Origin of the sequence: Tessaracoccus bendigoensis DSM 12906 (assembly GCF_900141915.1) — a bacterium.
In the GTDB taxonomy this organism is placed as follows: Bacteria; Actinomycetota; Actinomycetes; order Propionibacteriales; family Propionibacteriaceae; genus Arachnia; species Arachnia bendigoensis.
This window is the reverse complement of sequence record NZ_FQZG01000009.1, coordinates 39,394-60,266: the sequence shown is the minus strand read 5'-3', so window position 1 is coordinate 60,266 and position 20,873 is coordinate 39,394. Positions and strand designations below refer to the sequence as shown.

Below are 20,873 nucleotides of genomic sequence, written 5' to 3'. Positions count from 1 at the left end.
CCCGATGAAGCGCTCTCCTGCCACCCGCATGGTCGAGGACTATGTAACGCTGATCTGGAAAGCCCACGAATGGCCTGGCGGGGAGCCCTCTACAACAGACCTAGCCGCCCAACTCGGCGTGACTCCCTCGACCGTCTCGGCCAACCTAAAACGACTCGCCCGCGACGGACTCATCTCCTACGAGCCTTACGGCCCAATCGAGTTGACCGACGACGGGCGCGCAATCGCGATAGACATCGTTCGACGACACCGAATCGTGGAGACCTATCTCGTCGAGCATCTAGAGCTGTCCTGGGACCAGGTCCACGACGAGGCGAACCACCTGGAGCACGCCGTTTCCGACCTCGTACTGGACCGCATGGACGCCGCACTCGGGCACCCCACCCACGACCCCCACGGAGCCCCGATCCCCGACCCTGACGGACGGATCCCGCCCGATCACAGCCAAGCTCTCAACGAGGCCGAACCCGGCACCTCCGTGCAAGTGCTGCGCGTCTCGGATCGCTCGCCCGACATCCTCCGCTACCTCACCGGACACGGAATCTCGGTCGGTACCAGACTTACCGTCACCGACGTCAGCCCCGCGGCTGCGGCCGTCCGGGTCACCGTCGACGACACTACGATCGACCTCGGCCTCCCGGCCGCCATTGCAGTACGCGTCAGCCCCCGAACAGACCCAGAAGCACACACCCCTGGTCCCGCCTAGGTTCCGCCAATGAAGGGCCTCGGCATGGACAGCGCTCAGCCGGGGCTCACGGGAGCACACAGAGAGCACTGCACATGGCTTATCCCAGCAATCAGCCGGACCCAGACAGCAGGACGGACAAGACCTCGCCCGCGCCGCCGGTCACCTACGCTGAGCAGCTCAGCTGCCAAGCAGGACGACCCGCAGCGCTGCTCGGCATCCTCATCGCGTTCGCGTTCTACTTCACTCTCACGCCATGGATCTCGCTGGCGATCACCGCCGTCTCCCACTACGTGACAGCACCCGACGTGCCTTTCACCGACTTTCAGAGTTATGCCGCCAGCTACCAGATACCCACCGGACTCGCGGCGAACGGCATCGCCATCGCCGGGCTGCTCCTGTGCTGCTGGCTCCTGATGACCCGACTCCACCGTGCCCCGCTTGGACAACTCTCCTCGGTGGAACAACGTCTGCGCCGCGGCTATCTCGGGATATGTCTCGGGATAGCGACCATCCTCATCCTTGGCGGGAGCTTGCTGGTCGGCTACCTCCAAAGCCAGCCCTTCCAGTTCGCGCCGCAGCCGCAGTGGTGGAGCTTCCTTGTCGTCGTGGCAATCGTCACCCCGTGGCAGGCCGCAGCCGAAGAGTACCTCTTCCGCGGCTACCTACTACAGTCGATGACCAGACTCACCGCCAACCCCTGGATCGGGGCCGCCGCATCGTCACTCGTGTTTGCCTCACTCCATGGCGTCCAGAACGCCGCACTGTTCGTAGACAGACTCGCTTTCGGGCTGCTCGCCTCGACCCTCGTGATCCTCACCGGCGGTCTCGAAGCAGGCATCGCGGCTCACATCATCAACAATGTCGGCGCCTACTCCATCGCCGCAATGACCTCCAGCATCGCGCAACTCCGGGCAACGCAGGCGATCTCATGGACCGACGCCCTCACAAACATCACCATCTTCGCCGCCTTCGCCACGGCGGCGACACTCGTCATACGACTACACCGGCTACCCACGAGGATGGATAACGCGGACGCGTCATAGGCCCAACCCCTGTCAACGACTCCCAAACAGGCAACAAAGCGCGCTACCCCACACCTCTCAATCACCACCCACACCGCGGACCCCAGCACGCCGAGCGCCAACGGGCTCCTACTGCTCGCTGCCTGGCCGACCTACGAACGCAGGATCACCGCATCGGGGACACCCCCGCCGCTCACCCAGCGGAGTGATCGCGGCCGGCGGTCGCGTAGCCTCCGCTACCCAAGCGGCGAGAACGCTGACACGGCAGTCAGTGCGATCGCCGCTTGTAGAGGCAGGACCCCATTGCCAAGCGCCATCAGTTGCTGGTTCGGCGGAAGGCCATGTCGTGGATCGGAGAGCCAGGCGGTAGGGAGTCCCATGAGCCACTCCACGAACTCCGGTGCTGGACGCGGGCCATTCTCGTTCCTCAGGAGTGCGGGCGCTGGTGCGACTCGTCCGGTGATGTGCTCCCAACGAGCCACGGCGTGGGCATAGCGTCCCCAGCGGTGAAGATGTCCTCGGTCAGCGACCACAACGTCGCCGAGTCGCTGTGCCTGCTGAGCGAGCCATCCGGTCCGTGGAGCGCGAGGTCGATGATCTGGTGCGAGAGTGCGATCGTGCCCCGTCTCGCCTTCACCTTGTCCAGGGTCTCTCCACCTCGAAGCGAGTCCGACGCGAGCGGGGTTCGGAACAGCGTCTTGACGCTGGGCCAGGAGGAAGATGCGGAACCGGGGGTGAGGAGCGCCGACAAGGGAAGCAGGTAGACCGACCCATCGTGCATCCATCCGCAGGTCGGCCAAATCGCCGAGTACGGCGCCGGCTGCTCGTAGAGGTCGAGTTGCGCTGTCTCCCAGATGCCACGGGTCGGGCTCCAGAGCGCGAAGGGCTGTATCGTCGGGGGTTGCTGCGCAGGGGTTGCGCGGGGCATTGTCGTCTCCTTCGGTGATCGGTCGGATGGCTGGGGACGAGAGCAGACCGCGGACGTTTTCGATGACGACCCATTGGGGTTGCAGCACTTCGATGGCTGTGCCCATGTGCGCCCATAGACCTGAGCGGGTTCCGGGTGCGAGACCGGCGCGCTTGCCGACGGTGGACACGTCTTGGCAGGGGAAGCCGCCGATCAGAATGTCAACGGGCTCGACCTGCGACCAGCTGATCCTTGTGATGTCGCCCAGATTCGGGGCGTCGGGCCAGTGGTGGGCGAAGACCCTGGCCACGGGCTCATTGATCTCAGAGAACCAGACGGTCTCTCCGCCGAAGACATGTTCGACAGCGAGGTCGAGGCCGCCGTATCCCGAGAAGAGCGAACCGATCCTCAGCGGACTCGCGGGATCGGTCGGTGTGTCGTGCATGAATGCTCCGGCTGACGGGATGATCCCCGGCCAGAACTCGCGTGAGTCGTGTCGCCGGGCTGGTCACCTGTCAGGTGCACCACTACGTCGTGCTGACCTGTCCTCGCGGTCGCCGGCCCAGTGCCATCCAGTCCATCGACCAGCAACGTCCATTCACGACAGCCCGCACTCAGGAAGCTCCGCCACACCCTGCCTTTTCTGAGCTGACACGCCTCTTGCAGGTCGAGGTTGAGCCGGCCATGACCGCTTCAGAAGTCACCGGGTGAGGGTGCTCACCTGCCCGGCAGGAGCGGAGGTGGGCATGACGGTTTCGATGCGCGTGATGTCGGCAGGTGACGGCTACAAGTACCTGCTCAAGACCGTCGCGGCAGCCGACGGCAACAGGCCGCTCTCGACGCCGCTTACCCGCTACTACATGGAAGAAGGCACACCGCCCGGCCGCTGGCTCGGCGCAGGCGTAGCGGCCCTCGGCAAGGGCGAGATTCAGGTGGGCGACCGAGTATCGGAACACCAACTCCAGCTCCTCATGGGCACAGGCTGTGATCCGATCACCGGCGACAAGCTCGGCCTGGGCTTCGCGGCATACAAGAACCAGGAGCAGCGAATCGAAGCGCGGATCGCCGACCTCGAACCGACCATGACCCCCGGCGCCAAGGGCGAGGCTGTCGCGCAGATCGTTGCCGAGGAGACTGCCCGCAGCACACGGCGTGCTGTGGCGGGCTTCGACTTCACCTTCTCCATCCCGAAGTCCACGAGCGTGCTGTGGGCAGTCGCGGACGCCGGGGTCCAAGCGCTCATCGGGGAGGCGCATCATCGAGCGGTTGCGGAGGTGGTTGCGTTCATGGAGCGCGAGGTTGCAGCCACCCGCACGGGCGCAACCGTCGGAGATGGCGCGGTTGCACAGGTCGAGGTCACGGGGCTGATCGCGACCGCGTTCGATCACTTCGACTCCCGCGCCGGCGACCCCCACCTCCACACGCACGTGGTCATCAGCAACAAGGTCAAGACCGTCCTCGATGGGAAGTGGCGTTCGCTCGACGGCAGACCGATGCACGCCGCCGTGGTGGCGCTCTCCGAGCTACATGAAGCCGTGTTCGCCGACCATATGACGCGCACCTTCGGCGTCTCGTGGGAGGCCCGAGAGATGGGCCTCGACCACAACCCGGCATGGGCGATCGCGGGAGTGCCCGAGGAACTGGTCGCCGAGTTCTCTACCCGCGCTCGTCACATCGACGCCGAGACCGATCGCCTCATCGCTGAGTACGTCGCAGCGCACGGACGACGACCGGCACCAGCAGCGATCATGAAACTCCGAGCCCGAGCCACACTCGCGACCCGCCCCGAGAAGCAGGTCCGATCCTTGGCTGACCTCACCGCCGAATGGCGGGAGCGCGCCACGAAAGCGTTGGGGCGGGATGCGACGACGTGGGCGCGCGAGGTGACCGACAACGACAAGCCGCTCCTGCTGCATGCCGACGACGTGCCGCTCGATGTCATCGGTGAGCTGGGGCGTTCGGTCGTCGAGGTGGTCGGTGAGAAGCGTTCGACCTGGCGGCGGTGGAATCTCATGGCCGAGGCATCCCGGCAGACGATGGGCTGGCGGTTCGCCACCATGCACGATCGGGAAGCGATCGTCGCGATGGTTGCCGATGCCGCCGAGCTCGTTTCCTTTCGGCTGACGCCCCCCGAACTCGCCTCCTCGCCTGTCGTGTTCCGTCGGCCCGACGGCAGTTCCGTGTTCCGACCGAAGAGCTCGACGGTGTTCACCTCCGAGGCCCAGCTCGCGGCCGAGGACAGACTCCTCGAACGAGCAGCGAACCTGGCCGGGCCGACGGTGCAGCTCGCGACGGTCGAAAAGACCACGCGCAGACCCGCCGCGGATGGTCGAATGCTCGGCGACGACCAAGCCGATGCCTTGACCCGGATCGCGGTGTCGGGGCGGATGCTTGACGTGCTGGTCGGTCCTGCTGGGGCGGGCAAGACCACCGCCATGAGCGCGCTCCGACGAGCGTGGGAAGCCGAGCACGGCTCCGGTTCGGTCGTCGGGTTGGCACCGTCGGCGGTTGCCGCCCAGGTGCTGGCGGACGATCTCGGGATCGCGACGGAGAACACGGCGAAGTGGTGGCAGAACCACCTCATCCACGGCACCACGTTCGAGGCGAGTCAGCTCGTCATCATCGACGAAGCATCCCTGGCCGGCGCCCTGTCGCTGGACCGCATCACCCACCTCGCCCATGAAGCGGGCGCGAAGGTGCTGCTGGTCGGCGACTACGCGCAACTGCAATCCGTGGACGCCGGCGGAGCATTCGCGATGATCGCCAGAGACCGAGCCGACACCCCCGAACTGGTCGACGTTCACCGCTTCACCCACGTCTGGGAGAAGACCGCCTCACTTGAGCTACGCCACGGCCGCACGGCGGCTATCGACACCTACCTCGCCCATCAGCGCATTACCGACGGCGACGGCGAGGCCATGACCGATGCCGCCTACAACGCCTGGCGCGCCGATCGCGACGCGGGACTCGTCTCGGTGCTGATCGCCGAGACCCATGAGGACGTGACCGCGCTGAACGGTCGCGCCCGTGCCGATCTGATCCTCAACAAGACGCTGAACCCCGACCGCGAGGTCGAGCTGCGCGACGGTACCGCCGCCGGCGTTGGCGACACCATCATCACGCGACTCAACAACCGGAACCTGCGCACCCTGGCCGGGCGGGACTGGGTACGCAACGGCGACATCTGGACCGTCACCGCCGTCGGCGACGACAGCACCATCACCATCGCACGCGACTATGGAACCGGCACCACCGTCGGCGACGACGGAACCATCAAGGCTCGCAGGCGTGGGCGCAGGTTCGGCGGCAGCATCGTCCTCCCGGCCTCGTATGTGGCCGAGCATGTCGATCTCGGTTACGCAGTCACCGCCTACCGCGCCCAAGGCATCACGACCGACACTGCGCACGTGCTGGTCGAACCGACCTCGACGAGGGAGACCTTCTACGTCGCGATGACCCGAGGGCGGCACTCGAACCACGCCTACGTGACTCTCGACCGCGCCGACGACCATGCCCAGCCGCACCCTGGCGACGACCCGCATGCCACCGCGCGAAGCGTGCTGTACGGCGTTCTTCAGCACAGCGGGGCCGAACTCTCGGCGCACGAGACCATCGTCGCCGAGCAGGAACAGTGGGGCTCGATCGCCCAGCTCGCCGCCGAGTACGAGACCATCGCCGCCGCAGCCCAACGCGACCGCTGGGCCACTCTCGTTCGGGGCTCCGGGCTCACCGAGGAACAGGCCGAGAGTGCCATCGAGTCCGAGGCGTTCGGCCCGCTCGCGGCTGAACTACGACGCGCTGAATCGAACCATCACAATGTCGATGCCCTCCTGCCGCGCCTCGTGGCCGTGCGCGGGTTCGGTGACGCGGACGACATCGCCGCCGTCCTCCACTACCGAGTCGAGCGGGCGACCGCCCGGCCCGCAGGATCAGGCCGAACCCGCAAGCCAGCACGACTCATCGCCGGCCTGCTCCCACGGGCGCATGGAGTCATCGACGCCGAGATGCGAGCAGCTCTCGACGAGCGAGAGGAACTGATCGAGGCACGCGCCGACGCCACACTCGAAGCCGCGCTCACCGAGAACGCAGCGTGGACGAAGGCACTCGGAACACCGCTCGCCGATCGACGACGAGCCGCGGCCTGGCGCAAGTCCGCACGTGTGGTCGCGGCCTACCGAGACCGGTACCGCATCACCGACGACGCGCCCATCGGTGCCCCGCCCGAGTCGGCCGCGCAGAAGATCGACGCCGCCCGAGCGCGCTCCGCGCTCGACAAGGTACGTCAGCTGGTCGCTGATGAGAGCCGTCAGACAGAGGTCGATCTCCAGGCCGTCAGGCGCGACCAGCCCGGGCCCGGGCGCAGCATCTGACCCTTCCCAATGTCATGACTGGGGCGTAGCCTTGAGGTGAGGCGGATTTCTCCTTATCTTTGGGCCGCTCGCGGCAGACCTTCGGGTCACTCTCCACGCACCGTCTCGACAACGACTCGCGTGTTGAGAGGAGCCCATCATGATCCGCCTACTGTGGACAGCCAGCGCCGAGGTTCGCTACTTCCTGCGTTGCTACATGCCGAGCAACATCCTGCTCGATCTGATCCGCACGAGGAAGGGACTGAAGTGGGGCGTCCCCGCGATGCTCCTGGCCGGTCCCTACCTGGTCATCGCCTTCTGGTGCACCACACTCATTGAGAACGGCGGCCCTGGATGGCTCCACCTCGTCGTGCTGGTCTGCCTCTGGAACGCTCTCAAGATGATGGCCATCGGCCCAGTGAGCGTCGTTCTCCTCGTAAGGGCTCGCGCCCGTGAATACCGCGAGCAGCGGCAGCAGCGGCAGGAGCTCTCCGAGGATGTGCCACTGGGTGAGCTCACTCGAAGCTCTCGCTGAGTTCAGGCTCCGGCGTCCACTGCTGACCGGCGCGCTACAGCGTGCGCGTCGGAGCAGGAGAAGGTGGGCCGACCTGCTCCATGTCGAGTCGCTCTCGTGACACCTGGCCCCGCTCCACGAGCTTGGCGAGGTCCGAAGTGTCCGCCACCAAGGTCGCGATGCCGTCGCGCAACAAGCGGTGCGGTCCTATGCTGGCGGCGCTCGTGACTGGTCCGGGAACGGCACCGACACGTCGGCCGAGCTCGTCGGCTCGCTGGGCAACCAGCAGTGAGCCAGATCGAGCACCCGCTTCGACGATCACCGACGCGTAGGACAGCGCAGCCATCAGCCGGGCTCGGGCGATGACCCGGTGTCGGGTCGGAACGGCACCCGGCGGAACCTCACTGACGAGAAGGCCGACATCAGCGACGCGATCAAGCAGGTCGCGATGGCCGACAGGGTACGGGCGATCGACTCCGTTGGCGAGAATGGCGATCGTGTCGCCACCTGCAGCGAGGGCGGCCTGGTGCGACGCGCCTTCGATCCCGTAGGCACCTCCCGCGACGACAACTCGTTCCTCTGCGGCAACGGAACTGGCGAGTTCCCGAGCCACGTATTCACCGTAGGAGGTGCATGCCCGAGCCCCGGTGATCGTGACGAGATCGCTCATCGGACGCGAGAGGAAGGACGACGTGCCGCGAGTCCACAGCACGTAGGGCGCAACTTCACCAAGATCGTCGAAGGCGGTAGGCCAGTCGTTATCGCCTGGGATGAGTGCTCGAACCCCCGATTGGTGCACCTGGTCGATTCGCCCGGCGAGCTCCCTTGCATCTGGCACCCTGAGGCGTTCGCGCCAGACCTGCGCGTCCACTGGGCTCAGACCGACTACTTCGCGGTCGTGCTCAGCGAGCCAAAGCGTCTCGACTGCTCTGAGCCTGGACAAGATGCGTCCTGTCACCGAGTCATTGGGCTCGACGAGCATGGACAGCACCATCCTCGCGGTGCGCTCGTCGCTCGCGACATCACTCAAACTGGCCATCTTCGGTTCCTCTCGGCGTTCGTTACCGACGAGGTGCGCGGACCGAGCCTCGCGGACACCCACCCTGCTCAGGGGTCCTCTCCCGAGTGAGGCGAAACGGGCGCAGCTACGGAGATTCACCCGGCGGACTCCGAAGAACGGCCTATTCGCGGGAGCGTCCGCGTGGCGAACCACGATGTGATCTGTAACGAGTACTATCCGTAACATGAAGCGTCTAGGCAGCCTGAGTGACGTGGGGCTCACCGAGCTTGATCGCGCGTTACGCCATGAACGCCTACGCCGCCGAGAGGCATGGCGAGATTGCGAGCACTGCGACCAAGCCTTCCTCGGACGAGGTGACGCTCGCTTCTGCTCAGCCCGCTGCCGTGTTGCCGCACACCGGGCAAGGAAGGACTCCAATGACTGACAGCCTGCGTGTCATCGGGTCACGCCGATACGGCACACTCTCACCATTGCGATACCCCGGCGGAAAAGCTGCGCTCGCTGGCTTCTTCGCTGACATCATCGACATTCTTGGCATCAAGGACGCCCGCTACATCGAACCCTACGCCGGAGGTGTGGGCGCGGGGATCGCGCTTCTGCGCGAGGGCATCGTCCAACACTTGGTAGTCAACGACATCGACCCAGCCGTCCACGCCTTCTGGAAGTCCGTCGTTGGCAACAACGCAGAGTTCGTAGAAATGGTGGCGTCAACACCACTCACGATCGACGAGTGGCAGCGCCAGCGCGACGTATATCGCTCACGGGACGAGCGCGATGCACTGCGCCTGGGCTTCGCGTTCTTTTTCTTGAATCGAACCAATCGCTCCGGGATTCTGAACGCCGGCGTTATCGGCGGCCAGCGCCAGGAGGGAAAATACAAGATTGATGCGCGATTCAACCGGCTCACACTCGTCGAGCGGTTGACTGCGATCGGTGCTCTAGCGGATCGAATCACGGTCTCTGATCTGGATGGCCGGACTGTGATCCAGCAGTACTCTCACGATGACCGGTCATTCATGTACATCGACCCGCCCTACGTGCAAGCAGGCTCGCAACTCTATCTCAATGCCTTCGACGGACGAGACCACAAGGCACTCTCGACGATCGTCAACTCCGTTGAAAGTGCACACTGGTTGATGACCTATGACACAGCCCCGCTGATCGAGAAACTGTATCGAAATCAGTTCCAGTGCCGACTGGAACTCACCTACTCCGCCAGGTATCCGGGCCAGGCGGAAGAGCTGCTCGTGGCATCCCCGTCTGTCGCGCGGGCGATCAAGTCGTTGCAGACGACGTCTGCGATGGCGGGCGCAACAAGCGCCTAAGCAGCGGGTTCACGACCTTCCATGCCTGCCGGACGTCATCCGCACTCACGGAAGCATCGGCACTGTGCGCGATGAGGTTGAACCACTGGATCGATCCGTGCTTGTGCGCGTTACCCGACTGGATAGCACTAATGCCTGACTTGAGCGACTTCTCTTGTCCATAGGCCTGCACCACGCGCTTGAATACATCGCTCAACTGTCCAGTGGCGGGGGTTGGAGAGCCCTCGAAATGGACCTTGATGGTGGCCTCCAATACTGAGCGCATGAGGATCGCGGCCGCGATAGGGAGATTCGAGAGGCTGATCTTGCGCAACTCGAAGTATCGCAGCTTGAGATTCAGCGGCGCGTTCTCGTAGTCCAGCCCCGACAGATCAAGCGTGTCCTTCGTGTCTGGATGGTTGGGTCCACGGCTGCCCGTGCCGCCAGGAGGGCCGGGTGGGTTCGGAGCAGCACCACTCCCGCCAGTGTTGGGGCCACCGGGCGCGCCGGACGCGCCACCTTGGGACGGCCCGGATGGCGTCGGTTGCACGGGAGGAGTGGGCGGCGCTGGTTGGGGCGGAGCCGCAGTCGATACGCCGTTGAGGCGATCCACCAGGGACTGATACTCCTGGTTGCGCTTCTTGAACTCTGGTGAGCGAGTGTTGAGACGCCCTGCACGGAACTCGCTGACAAGGTACTCCAAAGCATTGAGCTTCTTCTTCGTCAACTTCACAGCGATCTTCTCAGGCGTCGAGGCCCGCGGCAGAAGCATGCCATCCTTGTCGAACTCGACACCGATCGCGGAGGCAATCTCCTTGCTTCGGTAGGCATACTCGAAGGCCGACATCGCCAGGTCGTCACTTGCGGCGTACTGCCGGAGGGTGTGATCGGAGAATGGCGCTGCGCTGAGGAAGCGCCGCATCACGGCCATCCGCATGAACCTGGCAACCTCGACATCCGGGTACTGTGCCTTCACATCGTCGACCGTGGTCTGCTCGTCGACGAGCGAATAGTAGAAGGTTGCCTGCTGATCGCGACTCCAGCGCCTCTTCGAGATGCCGGTGTGCAACCTCGCGACGTGAGGTGCAGCCGTCGCCCGGTCGGGAGCGACGATGACACGGATTCGTTCGGGGAGATTCTCCGCCTCCACTGCGTACCGCTTCAGCAGCGCGCGAATCTCTGCCTCATGGCCGGGCACGATCGTCGGGTCCTGAAGCGCCTTGAGCGCGCTAACTCGACGGTTGCCTTCCAGCACGGTGTATGGGGAGCTACCGCCGGACGCTGATGCCGACGTCACGATCGGGACTTCGTTGTCGAAGTAGCCGTCACGGAGGATCAGGCGCGCCGCTCCGAGGACGTCCTCGGATGCAAACAGGTACTTCAGCGCACCTGCTTCGTCGTCGCGGCGTGTCGGTATGCGGTAGTTCTCCAGGTCGAGAAGGAGCTGTTCGAGGTCGACCTCGACTATCGGTAGCTGCTCGTAAGCCATATCCAGCCCTGCTCTCGTGCTCCGTCCGGCGATCCACGCCCTCGGTGCCGAACTGGCGAGAGCAGTCGTTCGTCTCCAACGGTAGCTGCACGCCTCGCTCTCCGGGCTGAGACACGTCGGGAGCGACGATGTCCGCCGAAACCCTCTGCGCCATCAGCGGCCCAGAGCGGCGCTACGAACTGCTGGCGGACTCATCCGCAATGAGTCCAGCCTCGACCAGTGCTGCGCGCACGGCCTTGCGGTCCACGCCCATCCGGCGGCCGATCGCGCGCATCGAGACGCCCGCGCGTGCGAGGCGCACGGCCTCGGCCTTCTCGTCGATCCCGAGCCCTGGTCGGCGGCTCGGCACGTTGCGGCGACGTAGGTGAGCGAACACGGTGGCGCGGTGGATACCGTACCTCTCGGCGAGGGCCTTGACGCTCATCCCGGCCAGGTAGTCGCCGACGAGCGCATCCACCTCGGAGGCGGTGAGAAAAGTTTGAGCCGTCTCGACAGTCCTCACGACGGGGCCACGATCGTCCTTCGGAGCGGTATCCTGGGGACGTCGGGAGACCTCGTAGACCCCACGGTCTAGGCGGCTGACCAGGATTTTTGTCTTGGGGGCGGAGTTGCCGAACGTGCTACTCAGGCACCCCAAGGAAGGTCGAGAGGAAGACGAGCTTGCTCGGATTCCCGAGGCCGACGCAGGGGTCGCAGCGCGAAGCGCGAATACCCCAAACGGGTCAGGGATGCTCAGCCCTCGTACTGGTTGCGGTAGCCGACACGCACGTCGTTGTCCTCGTCGATGAAGATCATCTTGAACAGCGCCGAGCTGAATCGGCGGATCATTGACGTTGCGCGCGTCGACTCGACGGATCACAACGACCGCGACTGGCATGAGCTTCACCTCGCAACGATCCGATGGAACACAGCGAGGTATGGAGCGGCACTGATCGCGCCCGAGGCTCAGATTGGGCTCCTTCAGGAGATCGACACCGAGTTGGATTCCGTGATGGACGCAGCCCTGGGCAAACAGTGGGTCAGCAGAGACTTCAGAGGCGAGCGAGAGCAACTGGGCCGACTGGGCGCCAGCTACATGAACAGAGTCCGCGTCGACGATGGTCTTGAGGCGACAGGCATCACCTCACTGTGGCCGTGGGGCAACCGGACTGAGTAGATCGCCCTTGCGGAACGCGCCGCCGTTGCCGCCCAATCGCCGAGCGCCGCGGAGGTCACACACGACTGAACGTCTCACGCCTTGCGGCAGAGCGGTAGCGCGCCGGCGGTGAACGCGGCGGCTTGCTGGCCGACGAGGAGCCGGGTCTCGCAGGATGCCTGGATCGCGGCTTGCTCGCGGAGCGCTGTGCCTCCCTTGAAGACGAGGCCATGATCGAAAAGTCCCGCCTCATGGAGGAGATGAAGTGCGTGATCTTGAGCGATGTCGAGCAACGCCGCATCGCGCCCACCTTTGGCACCCTGATAGTGACGAACCAGATAGCCCTCAGTGACGCGACTCATGACCCGCTCCCGACGCTGAGATACCTATGGAGGGCGGTATCGTTCACGTTCGTTAGCGAGTCGTAGCGCCCGCCCTGTTGCCGTGGTCCGAACCACGCTGTGCTTCTCGGGGAATAAACGTCCACGACTCGCAGCGCACCCTCGAAATCGCCAGCGACCTTCAGCAAGTAGGCGGTGCGCTGCCGCGCTGCCGCCCTCATCGGCGCCAGCAACCCGATGATCTTCTCGACATCGACCTCGCGCGGTAGCGTCGACAAGTTCGACGTGGACGCGGCGCCATTCGCCGCCCAGCGCCTTCGGGAAGACCGCATCGTCGGGTAAGGCCATGACCTCCTGTTCAGGTATCCGTTGAGCCAGCCCCAGGACGGAAGCAGCCGACTCCATCGCCAGAACACCTGGCCACTCGGACCGGATCGCACGCTGAGCGCGGAACTCAATGAAACGGTCACCCGAGCCGTATGCACCGCCCCGAGCACCCGGCAAAAACTCCCACGCATGCCGTGTACGGAGCTGCCCGAACCAGCCGCTACGCTGCAACTCGTAGGCGAGCCGACGAGGATCATCACCCACTCCGATCTGGCGCATCACTGACCCCAGACGCTCGATGGTCACGACGACGTCGCCATCGAGCTCAAACTGCTCGACGACATCAGCAACCGAGCGAGCGATCACGCGAGCCACTGTCATTTACCACCCTTCTTTGTGTGGCTGTAGCAAACTACGGCCCCAATCGACAGTGATGTCGTGGGCTCAAGACGAGCCCGGCCAGCTTGCCTGGTGTGTCGGCCAGCCACGGTCGAGGCGCGTTTCGCAGGCGACCGCCCAATCGCGCTGACCCGAATCTAGGATAAAGCGCTAGAATTGAGGCCATGACGTCGATCACGCTCACCGAGCTGAACCAGAACCCCTCCCGGGCGACGCGACTCGCAGACCACGGCGAGGTGATCGTGATGCGCCGCGGCCACGCCGCATACCGCATCACCAGGATCGAGAGTTCCGGTGATCCGCTCGACGAACTGGTGGCCACCGGGCTCGCCCGACCTTCCCGCAGCACCGCTCCTCGGTCGGCTCGGCGCTTCCCCACCATCGCCACCGGCACAGACCTCGAGGCTGCGCTCGTCGCCGAACGCGCCAAGTTCGATGGCCTCATCTGAGCGCACCTGGTTCGTCGACTCGTCGGTGCTGCTGCGAGCGATCGCAGACAAGTCCACTGCGGCCCGGGAGTGGTTCGAATCCGCCTATGCCTCTGGTGACAGGTTCGTCGGGTCACGCATGCTCGAGCTGGAGGTTCTGAGAGTCGTCAAGAACGCCGGGCTGGCCACCGACGTCGCCAACGAGTACCTGGATGAGTTCGCTCTGATCGCCGTCGGGGATGACCTGATCGACGAGGCCATCGCGATCGACCCCGTGCTCGGCGGGGCCGACTCAGTGCATGTCGCGTCGGCGCTGCGGCTCGGCGTGGACAAGGTCACGATCGTCACGCATGACGCGCAGATGGCCAGGGCCGCCGTTAGCCTTGGGTTCGACGTGCTCGACCCAGTTGCCGACGACCCTCGGCGAGGGGCTGTGGCCTGAGGGGTCTCCCTCCTCGGCTCGCTTCTAACCGAGGTGGGGTGATGTCGGGTCCGACGTGCGGGCCGTACTGCATGCGCCATTCCCCTCCGGTCGGCGTATTCGGACGCCGCATCGGCGGCAGCCAACTGGGTTGTTGTTGGTTAGGCTCGGTGCGCGCTGAGGCGTCCGTCGAAGGCTTCTGTACCCAGAAGACCTGATCCGCGCCGGAAACCCACCCATTGACAGGCTGGTGATGTACTGCGGATGGATGACGCTGGACGCTCCCTTCAGAGGATGTCCGGGCGGTCGCGGCCGGGCAGGCTGGAGGCTGTGAGCCCGCCAGACCCGGCGGACCAACAGGTCGATGTTCCGCCCATCAGGGCAGGGCCGGGCCCGACCAGCACAGTCGAACAAGGAGTTTGAAGTGGGACGTCGGTTGTCGAGTGTGCTCGCATTCCTGTCATTGGCGGTGGTTCAGGTGATCGTGAACTATGCCGCGCTGGTGCTGGCGTTGTTCACGATCGTGCTCCTGGGCAGTGGTGCGGCGGCCATTACGGGCCAGCCGGTCTGGACGAGCCTTGCGGGTGCGGCGTCGTTGCTTCCCCACCTGCTGCTGTTCACGCTCGTCATGAGCCTGATCCGCGCGCTGGTTCGTGCTCCGTTGATCGTCGTGTTCGGCAGTCTGGTACTGCGTACCTTCGGGCTGTTCTTGGTGCTGATCGACATGGTGGTGTTCACCATCACAGCCGCGTTCGTGCCGCTGACCACGCTGCCGCCGGACCAGACGTGGTGGGGCATCCCGGTCACGGTGGTGCTGTTCCTCATCTTCAGTCTCGGGATCGCCACCGTCCTGGGGCTGAACCGGCCCCTGCCCAACGGCGCGCGGCCGCACGCCGAGATCTGGCGGCTCCTCGGCCGAGTGCCCGGGCTGCGGCGTGGCTGGTTCAGCGAGCGGCTCCGCCAGTCCGAGGTACTCAATACCCTCGGCGCCTACCTGCTTGAGTTCGCCGTGGCGAACACAGTAATCGAACGGCCACGCCGCTGGCTCGGGCGGTTGACAGCCCGCGGGGCCAACCCCCTCGACGGTCTCTCCACCCCGGCGAAGATCCGGGTGATGCTCGAACAGCTCGGCCCCACCTACGTCAAACTCGGCCAGCTCGCGCTCTCCCGGCCCTAGGACCTGCCCCCCACGTGGGTGGCGGACCTGGAACAACTGCACAGCAACGTGCCGCCCGAGCCGTATGCGCAGGCGCGTGAGGTGATCGTCGCAGATCTCGGCGACGCGCCGGAGGCACTGTTAGCCTCCTTCGAGGAGGACGCGTTCGCCGCCGCGTCGACAGCGCAGGTGCACCGTGCGACGCTCGCCGACGGGACCTGCGTCGCGGTCAAAGTGCAACGGCCGGACATCGATGCGATGGTCCGAGCCGACTTCGGCGTCCTGCGGGATGTTGTGGACCTGGCCAGCAGAGCGAGTCGCACCGTCCGCGACCTCGCCCTCGCACCGTTGCTCGACGAGTTCGCCGGAGGCGTGGGCCGAGAACTCGACTACCGCAACGAGGCCTACCACGCGATGCGCCTCGCCGACGCAATGGCCGCGTTCCCCAGCACCCGGTGCCCAAGGTCTATCGCGAACTGAGCGGTACCCGAGTGCTCACAATGGAATACATCGACGGCACCCAGGTCGACCGACTGGACGCCGACGCCCTCCCCCAGGACGAGCGCGACGCGCTCACACAGGCGTTCACCCGGTCGCTGGTCAAGCAGCTGTTCATCGACGGCTTCTTCCACGGCGACCTGCATCCGGGCAACGTCATGGTCGACCGGGCCACGGGAGAACTGGTCCTCATCGACCTCGGGCTGGTCGGGCGGCTGAACCTGCGCGCCCGGCTCGACCTGGTCGAATTGCTGGTCGCCATCCAGCAGAAGGACGCAGGCAGCCTGGCCAGTCTCGCACTACGACTCACCATGCACAGCCGACCCGTGGACGCCGGCAAGTTCCGCGATGACATGGGCGAACTGGTGAACCAACACATCCGCTACGCCGAGGCGCAAAGCTTCGACTCCATCCTCGGCGCCTTCCTCGCGCTCCTCCAGGATCACGGCATGCAACTGGGCGAGCAGTTCACCATCGCGGTCAAGACCATCGCCCAGAGTCAGGAGATCGTGACCGCACTCGGCGGAACCGTCGACTTCCTCCCCTTCGTCCTCCGCGAACTCGCCGCCCTCGCGCTCGCCGAAATCAGCCTCGACAGAGTCGTCGACCTCGCCGGAAGCCACGCCATATCGCTTGCACAGGAGTTACTCCGCCGCATCCCCGGACTCGACATCGTCCTGCCGCCACAGCCAGACGATGTCCCGCCCGACCGACCCCAGCTCTCGAAAGGCCCTGATCAACTCAGCCTTCGCCTGGACCGGATCCAAAGCACTGCCGCCAACACCGGGGCCGGGCTCGTCATCTCCTTGCTGACCATCGGCACAGCGATCCTCACCACCGCGATCAGCCAACTCGTACCGGTATTCCTCGTCCTGCTCGTGGCCGGTGTCATGTTCGCCTGGCGCATCCCCCGCCCGAGCAGCAAGCGATAGCCACGGGCCCGGCTTTGAGCCGTCTCGACAGTCCTCGGGACGGGGCTGCTCAGCCCGTCGTATGGGTTGCGGTAGCCGACGCGCACGTCGTTGTCCTCGTCGATGTAGATCATCTTGAACAGCGCCTGGTTGAGGAGTCGACGGTTCGCATCGTCGGCATGCTCGTAGATGTCGGCGGCGTTGGACAGCAACTTCAGTGACTCGTCGAGGTTCTCTCGCGCAGCGGCGTAGTGGCCGTGGTGCGCGGTGATCCGGTCCTGTTCTCACTCGAGGAGGTCGAGCGGGATCGCCCCGGCGTAGTGACCCTGGAGCAGCTTCTGTTGCTCGCCTCCGAGTTGGGTCCTCCGGGACGCGAGGTCGGCGAGTTCGGCGGCTCCTTCGCACGAGACCGAGTGCCCGTCGGCCTCGTCAACCCCACCAAAGGCTATCGCGCTGGCAAACTCGCCGGTGAGCACACCGACGGCGCAGGCAACCACTGGTGGTACCAGATGCAGCCCTCCGACTGGTACGCACACCAGCTTCCGGCGGCCATTGGGCCGCGCATCACCAAGCCACAAGAGGGTAGCCAAGGCGTCGTGCTGCTACGCTTGAGCACCCGGCCCCTCTGGGGCCGGGTTTTCTTGTCCCGGACCTCACAACCAAGCTAGCGAACGTCAGCACACCGCTCCACAAGCTCCGGAAGGACGCAGAGTCTGATTACGGACGGTCTCCTCTGCGAGCTCCGGTCCCTCGCCAGAGTGAAGTTGACGGGGAACCGTAGTCGCTCGTCGGCTCGGGCATCGGTTCCGTCGGGGTCAACTACGCCCAGGACCGTCGGCAGCTGGTGCTTGGGTCGGCAGCTTCACCACCTCTGCCGCTTCCTCGATTCCCAGCCTGACGGCGTGGAGTACCACGGCGAGGGAGGTGTGCCTACGCTGTGGCCCGGTGAACGCCATACCCTTCGGCAAACTCGTTGACACTCACTCCGCTGCGACAATCGTCTACGAGGCCGTCGACCTCAGAGGCGCTGGGAAAGGTCTGAAGGTGTTCAATCCTCCGAACCACGGTGCCCGAGAGCCCTTCATCGGGGCGGTTTCCGGGCGCTGAAACACTCGTTAGACGCCCCGCTTCCAGCGTGTGGGGGTCTGCCAACCCGACGGCACCCTCTGCCATCATCTCGTCGAAGCGAGCAGGAATCATCGCCGAGACCGCCTCGATCGTTTCCGGGTCGGTCTGCACCTGCAAGTAGAAGCGCTCGATGAGTCGTTCCACCTGCTCGATCAGCATCGCCTGCCGTGTGCAATCGCCCCTGCCGCCATGCCGACTCGCGCACACGAAGTAAAGGTAGTCAGTTGCCCCTCGCTGCATCGCGGCGCGGGAAACTGTCGAGGAGCCTGCGCATGGCGCGCCAGTCCGCCTCCTCGCCCCAATCCGTCTCGGGATCGCGCAATCGGATCCCGTGAAAGTGCACGACGCTAGACGCCTGCACCCCATCCGGCGCGCTGCTGTGGGTCGGCGATCAGGGCGCCGAGGACCGAGCGAGGGTATTAGCGGGCCCCGAGGCCGCATCTCCGCTGCGGTGGATCGACGGACACAGGGACTCCACAGCGAACCGTCAGTGCGATGACAGCGCCCGGCAAGGTTCGGCACAGACGGTCGGCCGAGGGTTGAGTCATCACTACTTAAGGAGTCCCGATGGCCCTTTCACTCGTCCGTACCGCGGGCCGACTTCTCCCCCGGCGCCCACACCGCCAGCGTGACGCTGGGTCGCGCCCCGCTGGCCTGAAGGGGTTGCGATGAAGACCCGACGTCGCTTCCGACTCTGGATCGCCGCCGTCTGCGCGATCGCCGTCGCCGGCACCGGGACGGCGGCTACCTGGGCGCTGGACCGGTTCGTGATCTGGCACGTCGAGGTCTCCGACGTCAGTCAGTACGAGGCCGAGAACTCGACCGTCCAACCCACCACCACCGACGACGCCACTGTCACGGCCGACCTGACCGACACCAGCTACACCTTGGGCGATACCTCGATCACCATCACCACGGTCACCACCGGCTCCGGTGACGACACCCTCACCTACTACGTCGCCGACGTCGTGCTGGACGACGCGACCACCTTGCGCTCGGCCTTCGCCCACAACCAGTTCGGTGAGAACATCACCGAGAAGACCAGCGACATAGCCGACGACCACGACGCCGTCCTGGCCATCAACGGCGACTACTACGGCTTCCGCGACACGGGGATCGTGATCCGCAACGGCGTGATCTACCGGGACGAGCCGGCGCGCACAGGGATCGCCTTCTACCTCGACGGCACCGCCCGGATCTACGACGAGACCACCACCTCGGCCGAGGCCCTGCTGGCTGACGGAGTGTGGAACACCCTCTCGTTCGGGCCGGCCCTGGTCGAGGATGGGCAGATCGTGGCGGGCATCGACCAGGTGGAGATCGACACCAACGTCGGCAACCACTCCATCCAGGGCGACCAGCCCCGCACTGCGGTCGGCCTGATCGACACCAACCATCTCGTCTTCGTGGTGGTGGACGGACGCGAGGAGGGTTACAGCCGGGGCGCAACCCTGCCCGAACTCGCCCAGATCATGCGCGACCTGGGCGCGACCACCGCCTACAACCTCGACGGCGGCGGGTCTTCGACCCTGTACTTCAACGGCCAGGTGGTGAACCAACCCTCGAACCAAGGCGAGCGGGCCACCTCCGACATCCTCTACGTGGCGGGCTGACCCATGGCTGTCCTGATCCCGTCCTTTGAACCGACCGATCGACTCGCCGGCGTCGTCCACGGGCTGCGCACCCTCGACCCTGAAGTACACATCCTCGTGGTGGACGACGGTAGCGGCCAGGCCTATGCCGCACAGTTCGACGCGGCCCGCGCTGCTGGTGCGGAGGTCGTCCACCTGGCCCGCAACCGGGGGAAGGGTGCCGCGCTGAAGGTGGGGCTGTACCGGCTGCTGGCCACCCGTCCGGAAGCGGACGTGGTGACCGCCGACAGCGACGGCCAGCACACCCCGGCCGACATCCTGGCCGTTGCGGCGGCGACCGCCGGGCAGGAGTCGCTGGTGCTGGGCTGCCGTCGGTTCACCGGTGACGTGCCGCCGGCCAGCCGGTTCGGCAACACGGTCTCGCGCTGGCTGTTCCGGCTGGCGGCTGGCTTCACCGTCTCCGACACCCAGACCGGGCTGCGCGGGATTCCCGCAGGCCTGGTCGGCTGGGCCTCCGGCATCCCCGGTGAACGGTTCGAGTACGAGCAGAACATGCTGCTGCGCTGCTCGGGCACCGGGATAACGGTGCGCGAGGTACCGATCGAGACCGTCTACTTCGACCACAACTCCGGCACCCACTTCCGTCCGATCGCCGACTCGGTGCGGGTGTTGCTGCCCGTGCTGGCCTTCGCCTGCTCGTCGCTGGCCTCGTTCGTCGTCGACACCGCGGTCTTCGCCGTGCTGTACGGCCTGACCGGTTGGATCGTCGGCTCGATCGTCGGCGCCCGGCTGCTGAGCGCAGGGCTGAACTTCGTCCTGAACGGCGCGGTGGTCTTCCGTCCCCAGGGCGGACGGCTGCGGCGTCAGGTGATCGGCTACGCCCTGCTGGCGCTCGGCCTGCTCGGCGCCTCGATCGTCGGAACCACCCTGCTGGCCGACCTCGGGCTTCCCGCCCTGGCCGCCAAGATCGTCACCGAAACCCTGCTGTTCCTGGTCAGCTACCAGGTGCAGCGCCGGCTGATCTTCACCGGCTCACCGCCTCCGTCCGCCGCCCCGACCCGCGCCACCAAGGAACTCCTGGCGGGCGACTGACCTGTCGAACCCCGACAACGTGGGCGGTTCTACCAGCTCGCACCAGAGCAGTGCAGGAATCCTTTGGCCCAGCACACCCGTGTCACAGGAACCTCAAAGACTCCACTGGCTGGATAGGAGTCAGACCAGATCACAACAGGTCTTTAAGGAG

Annotated in this window: 19 protein-coding genes and 2 pseudogenes; 12 read left to right on the top strand and 9 right to left on the bottom strand. The window is 65.5% G+C overall.

Annotated features, from left to right (window positions below):
- Positions 1-4 precede the first annotated feature (4 nt).
- Positions 5-706 (top strand): metal-dependent transcriptional regulator, encoded by a 702-nt coding sequence (locus tag BUC15_RS03330; RefSeq protein ID WP_139280077.1) that lies wholly within the window; start codon positions 5-7, stop codon positions 704-706.
- Positions 707-780: 74 nt separating this feature from the next.
- Positions 781-1,731, top strand: a complete 951-nt coding sequence (locus BUC15_RS03325) for a CPBP family intramembrane glutamic endopeptidase (protein ID WP_073186130.1) — start codon at positions 781-783, stop codon at positions 1,729-1,731.
- A 406-nt stretch (positions 1,732-2,137) separates the two neighbouring features.
- Here BUC15_RS03325 and BUC15_RS20690 read toward each other — a convergent pair whose 3' ends face one another.
- Both BUC15_RS20690 and BUC15_RS20685 read right to left on the bottom strand, forming a co-directional pair.
- Positions 2,138-2,638 carry a hypothetical protein gene (locus BUC15_RS20690; RefSeq protein WP_226997256.1) on the bottom strand — a complete coding sequence of 167 codons (501 nt, stop codon included), beginning with the start codon at positions 2,636-2,638 and terminating at the stop codon, positions 2,138-2,140.
- Between the two features lie 46 nt (positions 2,639-2,684).
- Positions 2,685-3,062 (bottom strand): annotated as a pseudogene (locus BUC15_RS20685) (DNA cytosine methyltransferase); the annotation flags it as partial.
- 262 nt (positions 3,063-3,324) lie between these two features.
- Here BUC15_RS20685 and mobF point away from each other — a divergent pair.
- Both mobF and BUC15_RS03310 read left to right on the top strand, forming a co-directional pair.
- Positions 3,325-6,987, top strand: a complete 3,663-nt coding sequence (gene mobF / locus BUC15_RS20680; protein WP_245787873.1) for a MobF family relaxase — start codon at positions 3,325-3,327, stop codon at positions 6,985-6,987.
- Between the two features lie 139 nt (positions 6,988-7,126).
- The gene (locus tag BUC15_RS03310) at positions 7,127-7,501 is read left to right on the top strand and encodes a sulfate permease (protein WP_073186128.1); all 375 of its coding nucleotides are present in this window, start codon (positions 7,127-7,129) and stop codon (positions 7,499-7,501) included.
- A 34-nt stretch (positions 7,502-7,535) separates the two neighbouring features.
- Here the strand turns inward: BUC15_RS03310 and BUC15_RS03305 are convergent, their stop codons facing one another.
- Entirely contained in the window at positions 7,536-8,519 is a 984-nt protein-coding gene (locus BUC15_RS03305; RefSeq protein WP_073186127.1) for a DNA-processing protein DprA, read from the bottom strand.
- A gap of 266 nt (positions 8,520-8,785) precedes the next feature.
- On the opposite strand from BUC15_RS03305, the gene BUC15_RS03300 reads away from it, so the two are divergent.
- Entirely contained in the window at positions 8,786-9,826 is a 1,041-nt protein-coding gene (locus BUC15_RS03300; RefSeq protein WP_084189328.1) for a DNA adenine methylase, read from the top strand.
- Here BUC15_RS03300 and BUC15_RS03295 read toward each other — a convergent pair.
- Together BUC15_RS03295 and BUC15_RS03290 are read right to left on the bottom strand one after the other, a co-directional pair.
- The gene (locus tag BUC15_RS03295; protein WP_073186125.1) at positions 9,777-11,294 is read right to left on the bottom strand and encodes a hypothetical protein; all 1,518 of its coding nucleotides are present in this window, start codon (positions 11,292-11,294) and stop codon (positions 9,777-9,779) included. The genes BUC15_RS03300 and BUC15_RS03295 overlap by 50 nt on opposite strands.
- A gap of 172 nt (positions 11,295-11,466) precedes the next feature.
- Complete coding sequence (locus BUC15_RS03290) at positions 11,467-11,796, bottom strand: helix-turn-helix domain-containing protein (RefSeq protein ID WP_245787872.1); 330 nt, start codon at positions 11,794-11,796, stop codon at positions 11,467-11,469.
- 489 nt (positions 11,797-12,285) lie between these two features.
- Here BUC15_RS03290 and BUC15_RS20675 point away from each other — a divergent pair, with 489 nt between their 5' ends.
- Positions 12,286-12,450: a hypothetical protein gene (locus BUC15_RS20675; protein ID WP_245787871.1), complete on the top strand. Its 165-nt coding sequence runs from the start codon at positions 12,286-12,288 to the stop codon at positions 12,448-12,450.
- A gap of 74 nt (positions 12,451-12,524) precedes the next feature.
- On the opposite strand, the gene BUC15_RS03280 is transcribed toward BUC15_RS20675, so the two are convergent.
- Both BUC15_RS03280 and BUC15_RS19335 read right to left on the bottom strand, forming a co-directional pair.
- Positions 12,525-12,791, bottom strand: coding sequence for a hypothetical protein (locus BUC15_RS03280; protein ID WP_073186123.1), 267 nt, complete (start codon positions 12,789-12,791; stop codon positions 12,525-12,527).
- 24 nt (positions 12,792-12,815) lie between these two features.
- A complete protein-coding gene (locus tag BUC15_RS19335) occupies positions 12,816-13,478 on the bottom strand; it encodes a hypothetical protein (protein ID WP_139280075.1) in 663 nt (220 codons plus the stop codon).
- Between the two features lie 182 nt (positions 13,479-13,660).
- Between BUC15_RS19335 and BUC15_RS03275 the strand changes: the two genes are divergently transcribed.
- From BUC15_RS03275 to BUC15_RS19330, 4 genes and pseudogenes are all read left to right on the top strand, one after another.
- The gene (locus BUC15_RS03275) at positions 13,661-13,945 is read left to right on the top strand and encodes a hypothetical protein (RefSeq protein WP_073186122.1); all 285 of its coding nucleotides are present in this window, start codon (positions 13,661-13,663) and stop codon (positions 13,943-13,945) included.
- On the top strand, positions 13,932-14,366 hold the full coding sequence (locus BUC15_RS03270; protein WP_073186121.1) for a type II toxin-antitoxin system VapC family toxin: 435 nt from the start codon (positions 13,932-13,934) through the stop codon (positions 14,364-14,366). Before BUC15_RS03275 ends, BUC15_RS03270 begins: the two co-directional genes overlap by 14 nt.
- 403 nt (positions 14,367-14,769) lie before the next feature.
- On the top strand, positions 14,770-15,522 hold the full coding sequence (locus BUC15_RS03265; protein ID WP_139280074.1) for a hypothetical protein: 753 nt from the start codon (positions 14,770-14,772) through the stop codon (positions 15,520-15,522).
- Positions 15,523-15,540: 18 nt separating this feature from the next.
- Positions 15,541-16,931, top strand: a pseudogene (locus tag BUC15_RS19330) (ABC1 kinase family protein).
- A 263-nt stretch (positions 16,932-17,194) separates the two neighbouring features.
- Here the strand turns inward: BUC15_RS19330 and BUC15_RS20670 are convergent.
- On the bottom strand, positions 17,195-17,407 hold the full coding sequence (locus BUC15_RS20670) for a hypothetical protein (RefSeq protein ID WP_245787870.1): 213 nt from the start codon (positions 17,405-17,407) through the stop codon (positions 17,195-17,197).
- A 433-nt stretch (positions 17,408-17,840) separates the two neighbouring features.
- Positions 17,841-18,197 carry a hypothetical protein gene (locus tag BUC15_RS20665; protein WP_245787869.1) on the bottom strand — a complete coding sequence of 119 codons (357 nt, stop codon included), beginning with the start codon at positions 18,195-18,197 and terminating at the stop codon, positions 17,841-17,843.
- 509 nt (positions 18,198-18,706) lie between these two features.
- Between BUC15_RS20665 and BUC15_RS03240 the strand changes: the two genes are divergently transcribed.
- Together BUC15_RS03240 and BUC15_RS03235 are read left to right on the top strand one after the other, a co-directional pair.
- The gene (locus tag BUC15_RS03240; RefSeq protein WP_073186117.1) at positions 18,707-19,651 is read left to right on the top strand and encodes a phosphodiester glycosidase family protein; all 945 of its coding nucleotides are present in this window, start codon (positions 18,707-18,709) and stop codon (positions 19,649-19,651) included.
- Positions 19,652-19,654: 3 nt separating this feature from the next.
- A complete protein-coding gene (locus tag BUC15_RS03235) occupies positions 19,655-20,722 on the top strand; it encodes a GtrA family protein (RefSeq protein ID WP_073186116.1) in 1,068 nt (355 codons plus the stop codon).
- The last annotated feature ends 151 nt before the right edge of the window (positions 20,723-20,873 follow it).